General features: G+C 69.9%; 11 protein-coding genes. All 11 read right to left on the reverse strand.

Annotated features, from left to right (window positions below; all coding sequences use genetic code 11):
• Window positions 1–400: 400 nt before the first annotated feature.
• From ACFYX0_RS44645 to ACFYX0_RS44695, 11 genes are read right to left on the reverse strand one after another with little or no spacing between them, the layout of a single operon-like run.
• The gene (locus ACFYX0_RS44645) at window positions 401–1,159 is read right to left on the reverse strand and encodes a hypothetical protein (protein ID WP_388980764.1); all 759 of its coding nucleotides are present in this window, start codon (window positions 1,157–1,159) and stop codon (window positions 401–403) included.
• Between the two features lie 34 nt (window positions 1,160–1,193).
• Complete coding sequence (locus ACFYX0_RS44650) at window positions 1,194–1,667, reverse strand: hypothetical protein (protein WP_388980766.1); 474 nt, start codon at window positions 1,665–1,667, stop codon at window positions 1,194–1,196.
• Window positions 1,668–1,678: 11 nt separating this feature from the next.
• Entirely contained in the window at window positions 1,679–2,953 is a 1,275-nt protein-coding gene (locus ACFYX0_RS44655) for an MCE family protein (protein ID WP_388980769.1), read from the reverse strand.
• Entirely contained in the window at window positions 2,950–4,233 is a 1,284-nt protein-coding gene (locus ACFYX0_RS44660; RefSeq protein ID WP_388980772.1) for an MCE family protein, read from the reverse strand. The genes ACFYX0_RS44655 and ACFYX0_RS44660 overlap by 4 nt, the downstream gene beginning before the upstream one ends.
• Window positions 4,230–5,339, reverse strand: a complete 1,110-nt coding sequence (locus tag ACFYX0_RS44665; protein WP_388980775.1) for an MCE family protein — start codon at window positions 5,337–5,339, stop codon at window positions 4,230–4,232. Before ACFYX0_RS44665 ends, ACFYX0_RS44660 begins: the two co-directional genes overlap by 4 nt.
• Window positions 5,336–6,535, reverse strand: a complete 1,200-nt coding sequence (locus ACFYX0_RS44670; RefSeq protein ID WP_388980778.1) for an MCE family protein — start codon at window positions 6,533–6,535, stop codon at window positions 5,336–5,338. The genes ACFYX0_RS44665 and ACFYX0_RS44670 overlap by 4 nt, the downstream gene beginning before the upstream one ends.
• Window positions 6,532–7,572, reverse strand: coding sequence for an MCE family protein (locus ACFYX0_RS44675; protein WP_388980781.1), 1,041 nt, complete (start codon window positions 7,570–7,572; stop codon window positions 6,532–6,534). The genes ACFYX0_RS44670 and ACFYX0_RS44675 overlap by 4 nt, the downstream gene beginning before the upstream one ends.
• Window positions 7,569–8,825 carry an MCE family protein gene (locus ACFYX0_RS44680; RefSeq protein WP_388980784.1) on the reverse strand — a complete coding sequence of 419 codons (1,257 nt, stop codon included), beginning with the start codon at window positions 8,823–8,825 and terminating at the stop codon, window positions 7,569–7,571. Before ACFYX0_RS44680 ends, ACFYX0_RS44675 begins: the two co-directional genes overlap by 4 nt.
• Window positions 8,826–8,836: 11 nt before the next feature.
• Entirely contained in the window at window positions 8,837–9,661 is an 825-nt protein-coding gene (locus ACFYX0_RS44685; protein WP_355923616.1) for an ABC transporter permease, read from the reverse strand.
• A gap of 3 nt (window positions 9,662–9,664) precedes the next feature.
• A complete protein-coding gene (locus ACFYX0_RS44690; protein ID WP_355923614.1) occupies window positions 9,665–10,435 on the reverse strand; it encodes an ABC transporter permease in 771 nt (256 codons plus the stop codon).
• The gene (locus ACFYX0_RS44695) at window positions 10,432–11,361 is read right to left on the reverse strand and encodes an ABC transporter ATP-binding protein (RefSeq protein ID WP_388980787.1); all 930 of its coding nucleotides are present in this window, start codon (window positions 11,359–11,361) and stop codon (window positions 10,432–10,434) included. Before ACFYX0_RS44695 ends, ACFYX0_RS44690 begins: the two co-directional genes overlap by 4 nt.
• Window positions 11,362–11,658 lie beyond the last annotated feature (297 nt).

The following is an 11,658-nucleotide window of genomic DNA, read 5'->3' on the forward strand; positions in this document are numbered from 1 at the left end:
CTTCACCACCAAGCCAACCGAACCTGAACCGCAGATCACCCCACAACCGGAACCGAAACAGCTGCCGTGACTACACCACCCCGCGGGACATGACCTCGATCAGGGCTTTGAGCTCGGCGGGCGGGTCCTTGTCCGTCCAGGCTTGTCACACCGGTCCAGGGTGACGGCGCGGGTGAGCCAGGCACGGATGACCCGTAAGGCCCCCGGGCCAGCACAGGAGTTGGGGTTGGTGGGGTATGGCTGGGCCGCCTATCTGGCTCCGCGTTGGGGCACGGGTCCGGTGCGCTGGCATCCAGAGACGCACCCGTCACTCTCGGAAAGACTGTGAGGCTTCTGAGGCCAGCTTCCCCACGAAAAAGTGCCCCCGCACGACTGCGCGAGGGCACTTACGGAGGTCTGGTCAGAGGGCGTCGACGCCGCTCACCTTCCAGCCGTCGGAGGTGCGGGTGAGCGTCATACGCACCCGGTTCAGGTCCAGCCGGGGCTCCGGGACCTGGGTGCTCTGGGTGACCTGGTTGACGAAGAGCAGGACGACGGCCCGGTCCGGTGCGGCCGACACGACGGAGGCCGCCGGGGCGCCGCCGTCGGCGGGTGTGGCCACGGTCGCCTTCACCACGCCGTGGTACTTCGCCGCGGTCGGCGCGACCACCGCCTTCGTGGTCTTGCCGTACTGGTCGCGGAAGTGCCCGGTCAGCAGGGCGCGGGCCCGGGAGAAGTCCCGGTCCAGGTGCCGGTAGTCGTACGACAGCACGACCGGCGCCGCCTTCCGCGCGGCCGCGAGAGCCTCGTCGCGGGCCTGCTCCGCCTGCCGCCCCTGCCGAAACTGCCACCCGAGTACGGCGGCGGCGACCAGGGCCGCCACCAGGACCACGCCCAGCACTGCGGTGAGCATGCTCCGCCCGGCCTTGCGCACGGGCGCGCCGTCCTCCGGCTCCCCCTCGAATGACTCGGGCGACTCGGGCTCCGGCGGGTCCTCCCAGCCGTTCGCGGGAGGCTCGACGAGCAGGGTGCGCCCGGAGGGAGTCTGATCTACCTGGCGGGCACTGCGCTCGGGGCGCGCGGGCCGCCCGGCGCGCTTGGCAGCCGCGCGGGCGGCCGCGGTCATGGTGCGGCGGCCCGGTGAGCCGGCGCCGCGGGTGCGGGAGGTCGGGTTCGCCACGGTGTCTCTTCTCATCGATGGCCTCAAGGGTGGGTCAGCCCACGAACGTGACGTCAGAGGTCAGCCAGCGGCCGGCCACACGCGCCAGGTCGAGCTGGAGGCGGTAGGTGCGCGTCTGGCCCTCGGGCGCGGCGGTGTTGGTCACCTTGCTGTCGGCTACGACCAGGACCCGGGCCGAGCGCGCGTCGGACCGCACGATGCCCGCTTCCAGGACCTGCCCCTCGGACACCGACTTGTTCTGCGCAACCAGTTTCGTCAGTTGTGCGGTCTGCGCGGCGAACTCCTTCTTGAACTCGCCGGTGGCGCCCTTCAGCACATCGCCGCTGTCCCGGTCGTAGTGCCGGTAGTCGAGCGAGGTGAAGTTCAGCGCAGACTGGCGGGCAGCCGCCAGGATGTCCTGACGGCGCTGTTCCGCCGCGCGCTGGTCGGAGAGCTTCAGGCCCACCCAGACACACAGCACGGTCGTCAACACGGTCGCGGCGACGAGCCCCGCCGACAGCAGCCGCATGCGTCCGCCTCTCACGCCATCGGGCCCACGAGCAGCCATTGCCACGACTCCTTTCCGAACACGGTCTGTTCCCCGCCCGTCGAGCCGATCTCGAGGGGCGTTCCATCCGGGCCTGTCACGTTGCCGGTCTCCGGGTCGTACGGGGCCACGAACGCGGCCTGGTCGGCGCTGTACCGACCGGTCGTCGCGCCGGGCGCGTTCTGTGCTCCGCGCACCGAGGTCTTGCTGCCGCGCGGTACCGTGCAGCGCGCGTCGGTGTTCGCCGGGCGCGTGCTGGTGTCGGCGGGGTCGCGCCGCTGGGTGCCGTAGCCCTGGGTGCATGCGGGAGGGTCGTCGGCGTTCACGGTCAGCCCGAAGTGGGTGGTGCCGTCGCCGGGGATGACCGTGTAGCTGCCCGCGACCGTGAGCGGGAGGGTGACCAGGGCCTGTTCGACGCCCGGCAGGCGGGCCACGGTGATCTGGCCGCCGCTGATGAGGTTGGCCAGCAGGACCGGTACGTGCGGCCGGGTGGCCTTCAGCAGGGAGTCCAACTGCTGGGCGGCGGGCGCGGTGTTGCCGATCAGCCTGCGCAGATCGCCGTCGCTCGATTTCAGCTGCTCGGTGAGTGCGGCGAGATCGCGGGAGAACGATTTGATGGCCGAGCCCTGGTCGGCCTGTGTCTTGAGCACCGTCCGTGAGTCCTCGATCAGCGAGACCGTCTGGGGGAGCGACTCGGATGCCGACTCCACCAGCGCGTCGCCGGAGTCCACCAGCCGGCTCAGGTTCGGTCCGGTGCCGGCGAACGCCTTGCCCAGCTCGTCGACGGTGACCCGCAGATCGTCCTTGCCGACCGAGTTGACCAGCCGGTCGAGGCTGAGGACCAGGTCGGTGACGGGCAGCGGGGTCCGGGTGCGGCTGCGCGGGATCGGACTGCCGTCCATGAGGTACGGACCGCCCGACCGCCGCGGCTGGAGGTCGACGTACTGCTCGCCCACCGCCGAACGGTCGGCGACCACCGCGAGAGTGTCGGCCGGGATCCGCGGGGCACCGTCCTCGATCTTCAGCGCCACCGAGACCCCGGACCCGGTCAGCTGCAGATCGCCCACGCGGCCCACCGGCACCCCGCGGTAGGTGACCTCGGCACCGGGGAAGACGCCCCCGGACTCGGCGAAGTCGGCGCGCACGGTGTACCCGCGATGCAGGACGTCGTCCACCAGACCGGTGTACTGGGCGCCGACGTACGACACCCCGAGGGCGGTGACGGTCGCGAAGGCGAGCAGCTGGGCCCTGACCGTACGTGTGATCAAGGCAGTATCCCCTTCAGCATCAGTTCGGCGAGGCCGGGATCGACCCCCGGCGGGAGGCGACGCGAGCCGCCCCCGGTGCCGTAGGCAGCGGTGCACACCGGCGGGCACAGCAGGGTGCTGCCGTCGGAGGGCGTAGAGGGCAGGGCGGGTGCGGAGGGCACGGGAGGCACGGACGGGGTTCCCGGCAGGGACGGGACGGACGGGAGAGGGGTGGGAGTGGGGAGGCCGGGAAGGTGCGGGGGCCTGGGGGCCGGGGACTTCCCGCCCTTGCCCGGCTTGCCGGTGACGTTGCCGTACAGATCCGCCAGGTCGAGGTCGGCGGTGATCTTCAGGTTGACGTAGTCGCCCTTGACGGCGTCCGTCGCGTTGCGCGGGAACGGGTAAGTGGTGAGGAGCTCAAGAGAGTTGGGCAGGTCGTCACCCGCCTTGTTCAGCTCCTGCAGGATGGGCTGGAGCTTCTTCAGGTCGGCGACGGTGTCGTCGTGGGAGGCGTTTACCACCCTGGTGCCGGTCTTGCCGAGTGTGGACAGGGCGGTGAGCATCTTCGTCAGGTCCTTGCGCTGGTCGGCGAGGGCCTTCAGAGCGGGCGGTATCGTGTCGACGGCCAGGGCGATCGTCTTCCTCTCGTCCTTCAGCCGCTTCGCCAGCCGATCGACGCCCTTGAGCGCGCGGACAATCTCCGCCCGCTGGCCGTCGAGGCCGCCGATGAACGTGTCGAGCTGCTTCAGCAGGGACCTGACCCGGTCCTCGCGGCCGCTGAGGGCCTTGTTCAGCTCGACGGTGATCGTCTTCAGCTGGGCCACCCCGCCGCCGTTGAGCAGCGCGGACAGGGCCGACAGCACCTCCTCGACCTCCGGGTTGCGGCCGCTGCGGGACAGCGGGATGAGGTCGCCGTCGTGGAGCCGTCCGACGGGCGCGGTGCCGGTCGGCGCGGACAGGGCGACGTACTTCTCGCCGAGCATGCTCGTCTGCCTCAGGTCGGCGACCGCGTTGCCGGGCAGTTTCACCGAGTCGGCGATGCGCAGCCGTACCCGCGCGTGCCAGCCGTCCAGTTCCACCTTCTCGACCGTGCCCACGGTGACGTCGTTGACCTTGACCGCCGATTGCGGCACCAGGTCCAGGACGTCCCGGAACTCGACGGTGACGTGGTAGGCGTGGCCGTCCGAGGCGGCGCCGCCGGGGAGCGGGACGTCGTACCAGCCGTTGAACTCGCAGCCGGTCAGCAGCAGCGAGCCGATCGCCGTCCAGGCGGCCACCCGCCCCAGGCGCTTCACGCTCATGCCGGTGCCCCCAGGATTCCGCCGAGGGTCTTGTCGACCGTGCCCGTCGACGCCGGGGCCGACGGCACCTTGGGCAGGGAGTCGAAGAGCTTCTTCAGCCCGGCGCAGTTGTCGTGGTCGTCGCCGGTCGTCTTCAGGATCGAGCAGAGCAGCGCTGACGGATCCTGAGGGGCTTGCGCGTTGTTGCGGGTGTCGAGGGTGCCGGCTGCGGGGTTGTAGGCGTTCTGCAGGTTCGACAGGCCCGTAGGGGCGACCGTCAACAGCTCCTCCAATGCGGCCCGTTGGGTGACGAGGACCTTGGTGACCTTGGCCAGGCCCTGCACGTCCGAGGTCAGCGCCTTCTTGTTGCCCTTCACGAAGCCGGCCACGTCACCGAGTGCGGCGGCCAGGTACTTCAGCGCGGCCGCGAGATCCTTGCGCTCCCCGGCGAGCTGCCCGGCCACATCGGCGAGGTCGGTGTTGAACGACCGCACGCTGGTGTCGTCCGCCGCGAGCGCGGCCGTGAACACCTGAAGGTTCCGCACGGTCCCGAACAGGTCGCCGCGCCCGTCGGACAGAGTGGTGACCGCCTGGGACAGGTCCTCCACCGTCTGGTTGAGGTTCTGGCCCTGCCCCCGGAGGTTGTCCGCGCTCACCCCGAGCAGCCGGGACAGCGAGCCCTCCTTGTTGGCACCGTTCGGGCCGAGCGCCTCGGCGGTGGTGTGCAGGCTGTCGAAGATCCGGTCCAGCTCGACGGGGACGGCCGTACGGGACTCGGGGATGACGTCTCCGTCCCGCAGCACCGCGCCCTTGCGATACACCGGCAGCAGCTGCACGTAACGGTCGCTGACCACGGAGGAGTTGACGATAGCGGCCCGTGCGTCGGCGGGGACCTTGCGGCCCCGGTCGTATGCCAGCTCCACCCGTACCCGGTCGCCCTCCGGCGTGATCTTCCTGACCTCGCCGATGCGGACGCCAAGGACTCGGACGTCGGAGCCGGGGTAGATGCCGACGGTGCGCGGGAAGTACGCCGTGACGCGGACGGGGCCGGGGCCCGGCCAGAGGACGACGGCGAGGCCGACGACGATCGCGAGCGCGGTGAACAGGGCCAGGAGTCTGCGGGTCACCGGGTGCCTCCCGTCCGTGGCGTGACCGGGGCGGCGACCAGGTTCTGGATGTAGGAGTCGAACCAGCGGCCGTTTCCGAGGGTGTTGGTGAAGAGCCGTACGTAGGGGGCGAGCAGCTGGACGCTGCGGTCGAGGCTGGCCTGGTTGCGTTCGAGCATCGTCACGAAGGTGTTGAGGTTCTTCAGCGCGGGCCCGATCTCCTTGCTGTTGTCGTCGACCAGGCCGGACAGCTCGACGCCCAGCAGCGCGGAGCTCTTGAGCAGCGTGTGGATCGCCGCGCGCCGCTTGTCGATCTCCTTGAACAGTGCGTCACCGTCCTTCACCAGCGCGGAGAAGTCCTTCGTGTGTCCGGCCAGCACCTCGGTGACCCCGTTCGCATGGTCGAGGAGCCCGCGCAGCGCCTGGTCACGGGAGGCGACGGTCCGGGAGATCCGTGACAGCCCCTGGATCGACGCCCGTACCTCCTCGGGGGAGTCCTGGAAGGTGACGGAGATCGTGTCCAGTGCCCTCGCGAGCCGCTCCGTGTCGACCGCCTCGGTGGTGGTCGTCAGGTCGCTGAAGGCCTGGACGACGTCGTACGCCGACACGGTCCGCCGGAGCGGGATCTCGCTGCCCGGCTTCAGCTGGCCGGGACCCTTCGCGTACAGGGCCAGGTACTTCGCGCCGAGGATCGTCTTGACACGGATCGACGCACCCGTGTCGGTACCGAACGCCGGGTGGCCCTTCACTTTGAAGTTCACTTTGACGTGGTCGCCGTCCAGGTCGACGCCCTCGACCTTGCCGACCTTGACCCCTGCGATCCGTACCTCATCGCCCGGCTTGAGCCCGCCGGCCTCGGAGAAGGCCGCGCTGTAGGCATCGCCGCCGCCGATCAGCGGCAGGCTGTCGGCGTTGAAGGCGGCAACGGTCAGCAGCGCCAGGACGGTGAGACCCACGGCACCGACGACGACCGGGTTGCTCCCCCACTGCCCGAAAGGCGTGGGAGGTGCCCCCACGCGGAAGGGCTTCAGGCGTGGGCGCTTGAGCCGGATCCTGGGCAGCCTCGGCGGCAGGACGCGTACCTTCACGAGGGGTTCGGGTCGGGGTTTGCGCTTCGGCAGCAGCCTGGGAAGTTTCGGCAGCTTCGGCGGCAGGACCCGGACCCTCACGAGGGGCTCGGGGCGGCGGACATCGCGCCGCCTGATGCGCATGCTCATCCGCCACACCTCGCCCGCGCCACATGCAGCTCCGGGGTGATCACCTGCTTGGTCTTCGGCAGCACGATCCGGCCGTCGAAGTCGCAGAGGTAGAAGTTGAACCACGAGCCGTACGAGGCGGTCCCCGTCAGCTTCTCGAGCTTGTTCGGCAGCCGCTTCAGGATGCCCTCCACGGTGTTGTCGTTCTTGTTCAGCGTTCCGGTGAGATCGCCGAGCCCGGCGATGTCGTCCTTCAGCGGTGGACGCGCGTCCTTCAGCAGCCCCGACGTGACGTCCGTGAGGTCGCCGATGCTCACCAGCGACTCCCCGATGGGCTTGCGGTCGGCGGACAGCCCCGAGACCACCCGGCGCAGCTGCGTGAGCAGCTCGGAGAAGCGGGAGCCGCGCTTGTCGAGCGTCTCCAGGACGGTGTTGAGGTTGTCGATCACCGATCCGATCAGCTTGTCGCGGTCGGCGAGGGTGCTGGTGAGTGAGGCCGTGTGCGCGAGCAGGCTGTTCACCGTGCCGCCCTCGCCCTGGAGGGTCTGGATGATCTCGGTGGCGAGCTGGTTGACGTCGCTCGGGCTGAGCGCGGCGAACAACGGCTTGAAGCCGTTCAGCAGGGCGTTGAGGTCCAGCGCCGGCTGGGTCCGGGAGAGCGGGATGGTGCCGCCCGGCCGCAGCCGGGCGGTGACGTCGCCTGTGCCCTCGGTGAGCGCGATGTACCGCTGGCCGACCAGGTTGCGGTAGCGGACGACCGCGTGGGCCCCGGCGAGCAGCGGCCGGTCCGCGCTGACGGTGAACGTGACCTCCGCCAGCGTCCGGTCCTTGATCCGGATGCCGTCGACCTCTCCCACCCGCACTCCGGCCACGCGGATGTCGTCGCCGGTCTCCAGCCCGGTGACGTCGGTGAACACGGCGTGATAGGTGTCCTTGGGGGTGAAGGAGACATTGACGATGGTGGCGGCGAGCAGCGCCGTCGCCGCGATCGTGACCAGCGCGAAGAGGCTGAACTTGATCAGCGGGGCCGCGGTCTGCCGGGCTCCTGGCCTGCTCATGCGACACTCACCGCCGTTCCGCGCGCGAGCGGCCCGAACAGCAGGGTCGCCACGGGCGGCACCTGGTCCGCGGGGACGCCCATGACGGGGGCCACGAGTGAGCCGACGGCCCGCTGCTCGGCCCGGGTGGAGGACACGTCGACACCTCCGGGGAACGCGCCGCCGGAACCTCCGGCCGACGTACCGTCGTCGAGATGTGGCTTCGGCCCGGGCACCTGCGGATGCGGCAGGCCGCGGCAGTTCGGGCCGGACCGCTCGCCGTACACCGGCTCCTCACCGGGCCGGTAGGACCCCTGCGGCCGGACGACCTCAAGGGTGATCCGCATCTCGCCGCCCCGGAAGGCGTCCTCCGACGCCGTCTCCTGCCGGACCAGGCCCTGGAACAGGCACGGGTACTCGGGGGAGTAGCGGGCGAACAGCTCCAGCGTGGGGCGGGAGACACGGCCCAGGGTGATCAGCCGGTCACCGTTCTCGGACAGGAAGTCGTTCGCCGTGCCCGCCACGGAGGCGGTCGCGCGCAGAGCCGAGGCCAACCGGTCCCTCTTCTCGACGATCGTTCGGCTGGTGGTGACCGTGTTGCGCAGGATCCGCATCAGATCGGGCGCGGCGTCGCCGTACACCTCGGCGACGTCCGCGAACCGCGTGATGTCCTCCTTGAGGGAGGGCATGTGCGGGTTGAGGCGGCGCAGATAGCCCTCGACCCGGGTGAGGTTGTCACCGATCCGGTCGCCGCGGCCCTCCAGCGCCGTGGCGAACGCCGAGAGCGTGGCGTTGAGCTCACCCGGCTGGACCGTGCGCAGCAGCGGCAGCAGGTCGTTCATCAGCTGCTGCACCTCCATGCCGACCTTCGTGCGGTCCTGGGCGATGACGTCTCCGGCGCGGATGGGCCGAGCCGACGACTGCGCAGAACGCGGGGGCGGGACCAGGTCGACGTACTTCTCGCCGAACAGCGTCTTGGGCAGCAGCCGCGCGTGCACGTTCGAGGGGATGTACGACACGTACTGCGGCTTGAGCGCGATGTCGAGGGTCGCCTTTGTGCCGTCGGCGTGCACCTCGCGCACCTCGCCGACCAGCACCCCGCGCAGCTTGACGTCGGCGCGTGGATCGAGCTGGTTGCCGAGGGCGTCGGCCTCCAGTGTGATGGGCACGACGGACGTGAATGCCTGCTGGTAGACGGCCACCGCGAGCGACAGCAGCAGCGCGAGCACGGCGAGGAACGCGATGCCGTACAGCCTGAGTCTCGTTCTGTGCATATGCACCGTTCTCACCCCGCTATCCGTACCGTCGTGTTGGCGCCCCAGATCGCGAGGCTCAGGAAGAAGTCCAGGACGTTGATGGCGACGATCGAGGTCCGCACAGCCCGGCCCACCGCGACGCCGACACCGGCCGGGCCGCCACTCGCGTGGTAGCCGTAGTAGCAGTGCACCAAGATGATCAGCAGCGCGAAGACGATCACCTTGCCGAAGGACCAGAACACGTCGACGGGCGGAAGGTACTGGTGGAAGTAGTGGTCGTACGTGCCGGTCGACTGCCCGTAGTAGCCGGTGGTGATGGTGCGGGCGGCCAGGTACGAGGACAGCAGCCCGATCACGTAGAGCGGGATCACCGCGACGAAGCCGGCGATCATCCGGGTCGTCACCAGGAACGGCAGCGACGGGACGCCCATCACCTCGAGCGCGTCGGTCTCCTCGCTGATCCGCATCGCGCCGAGCTGCGCGGTGAACCCGGCGCCGACCGTCGCGGACAGGGCGAGTCCAGCCACCAGCGGGGCGATCTCCCGGGTGTTGAAGTACGCCGACAGGAACGCCACGAAGTTGGAGGTGCCGAGCTGGTTGAGGGCCGCGTAGCCCTGGAGGCCGACCTCGGTGCCGGTGAAGAAGGACAGGAACGCGATCACGCCGACCGTGCCGCCGACGACGGCGAGCGCGCCGCGCCCGAAGCTCACCTCGGCGAGCAGCCGCAGGATCTCCTTCTTGTAGCGGCGCAGGGTGCGGCCCGTCCAACCCAACGATCGTCCGTAGAAAGACAGTTGGGAGCCCAGCTCTTCGAGTGAGCGCAAGGGTCGATCGAGGAGTTCTTGCGGTCTCATCGGCTAACCCCTCTGTGGGACGACCTGGAAGTACACAGCAGTCATCACGAAGTTGGTCACGAACAGCAGCATGAAGGTGATCACCACGGACTGGTTGACGGCATCGCCCACTCCCTTCGGACCGCCTTGCGCCGTCAGCCCCTTGTACGAGGCGACGATCGCCGCGATGGCCCCGAACACCAGCGCCTTGATCTCCGCCGCCCACAGGTCGGACAGCTGGGCGAGGGTGGTGAAGGACGCCAGGTAGGCGCCGGGCGTGCCGTGCTGGAGGACGACGTTGAAGAAGTAGCCGCCCGCGACACCGACGACCGAGACGAGGCCGTTGAGCAGCACGGCCACGACCATCGACGCCAGCACCCGCGGTACGACGAGCCGGTGGACCGGGTCGATGCCGAGCACCTGCATCGCGTCGATCTCGTCCCGGATCTTGCGCGCCCCGAGGTCCGCGCAGATCGCCGTGCCGCCCGCGCCCGCGATGAGCAGCGCGGTGACGATCGGCGAGGCCTCGCGCAGCACCGCGAGCACGGACGCGGCGCCGGAGAAGGACTGCGCGCCCAACTGCCGGGTCAGGCTGCCGATCTGCAGCGCGATGACCGCCCCGAAGGGAATCGAGACCAGAGCCGTCGGGAGGATCGTGACGCTCGCCACGAACCATGCCTGCTGGATGAACTCCCGTGCCTGGAAGGGCCGTCGGGGGAGGGACCGGAAGACGTCCAGCGCCATCGCGAAGAGGTTGCCCGAGTGCCGGAGCGCACCCACCGGGGAAAGCCTCATGCGCCCGTCACCCCCGTCCCGTGCAGCTCTGCCTCGCGTCTCGCGATCGCCTCCCAGCGGGGCGGGTGGGTGATGCCAGGGCCGGGGAGCAGACGGGGAGTCAGCGCGTCGGCCGGGACGCCCTCGTCGATCTGGGCCAGCTCCTGCTCGATCTGGGCCGCGTCCTTCTCCTCCGCCATGCCGATCGGCCCCTGCATCCGGCCGTTCAGGAACTGCCGTACCACGGGCTCGTCACTGGCCAGCAGCTCCTCGCGGGGCCCGAACATCACCAGCTCGCGCCGGAAGAGCAGCCCGATGTTGTCCGGGACCTGGCGGGCCGAGGCGATGTCGTGGGTGACGATCAGGAAGGTCGCGTCGATCTGTGCGTTGAGGTCGACGATGAGCTGATTGAGGTAGGCCACGCGGACCGGGTCCAGCCCCGAGTCCGGCTCGTCGAACAGGATGATCTCCGGGTCGAGGACCAGGGCACGGGCGAGCCCGGCCCGCTTGCGCATACCGCCGGAGATCTCGCCAGGCAACTTCCCCTCGGCGCCGATCAGCCCGACCATGTCCATCTTTTCCAGGACGATCCGCTTGATCTCGCTCTCGGACTTGCGGGTGTGCTCGCGCAGCGGGAAGGCGATGTTGTCGTAAAGGTTCATTGAGCCGAACAGCGCGCCGTCCTGGAACAGCACGCCGAACAGCTTCCGCACCTCGTACAGGTCGTGCTCGCGCAGGCGGGTGATGTCCCGGCCCGCGACCTTCACCGACCCCCGCTCCGGCTTCAGCAGCCCCACGAGCGTCTTGAGGAACACCGACTTGCCCGTCCCCGAGGGGCCGAGCATCACCGAGATCTCCCCGGCGGGCAGCGTCAGCGAGACGTCCTGCCAGATCACCTGGTGGCCGAAGGACTTGGTCAGCCCTTCCACACAGATCTCGACACCCATCCGGTTCCATCCTTCGCCCGTGGAGCAGCTCCGACATCTGCTCTACGGGAAGGGGAGGGGCGTCCGTCGCGGCGGACGAAGAATTTTTCGCGGACGCGTGTACGGGGCGCTACGGCAGCTTCGGTGACGGCGTGCGCGAAGGCGGCCTCGGGGCGGGGACGGAGAGCGGAGCGGCCGGTACGGCCGAGGACGGGGGGAGCGACGGGACCGGCGAGGCGGCCGACTTCGTCGGCAGGCCCGGCAGGGCGGTCGGCAGGCCCGGCACCTTCGGCACCACGGACACCTGCGGGACCTGCG

The sequence above is a fragment of the Streptomyces sp. NPDC002573 genome (assembly GCF_042889625.1).
GTDB classification, from domain to species: domain Bacteria; phylum Actinomycetota; class Actinomycetes; order Streptomycetales; family Streptomycetaceae; genus Streptomyces; species Streptomyces gibsoniae.

What these genes read in the sequence shown, in the direction of transcription:
- ACFYX0_RS44650 (WP_388980766.1), bottom strand. Translation starts at nt 1,667, where the DNA reads ATGCGGCTGCTGTCGGCGGGGCTCGTCGCCGCGACCGTGTTGACGACC.
- ACFYX0_RS44660 (WP_388980772.1), bottom strand. Translation starts at nt 4,233, where the DNA reads ATGAGCGTGAAGCGCCTGGGGCGGGTGGCCGCCTGGACGGCGATCGGC.
- ACFYX0_RS44670 (WP_388980778.1), bottom strand. Translation starts at nt 6,535, where the DNA reads ATGAGCATGCGCATCAGGCGGCGCGATGTCCGCCGCCCCGAGCCCCTC.
- ACFYX0_RS44675 (WP_388980781.1), bottom strand. Translation starts at nt 7,572, where the DNA reads ATGAGCAGGCCAGGAGCCCGGCAGACCGCGGCCCCGCTGATCAAGTTC.
- ACFYX0_RS44680 (WP_388980784.1), bottom strand. Translation starts at nt 8,825, where the DNA reads ATGCACAGAACGAGACTCAGGCTGTACGGCATCGCGTTCCTCGCCGTG.
- ACFYX0_RS44685 (WP_355923616.1), bottom strand. Translation starts at nt 9,661, where the DNA reads ATGAGACCGCAAGAACTCCTCGATCGACCCTTGCGCTCACTCGAAGAG.
- ACFYX0_RS44690 (WP_355923614.1), bottom strand. Translation starts at nt 10,435, where the DNA reads ATGAGGCTTTCCCCGGTGGGTGCGCTCCGGCACTCGGGCAACCTCTTC.
- ACFYX0_RS44695 (WP_388980787.1), bottom strand. Translation starts at nt 11,361, where the DNA reads ATGGGTGTCGAGATCTGTGTGGAAGGGCTGACCAAGTCCTTCGGCCAC.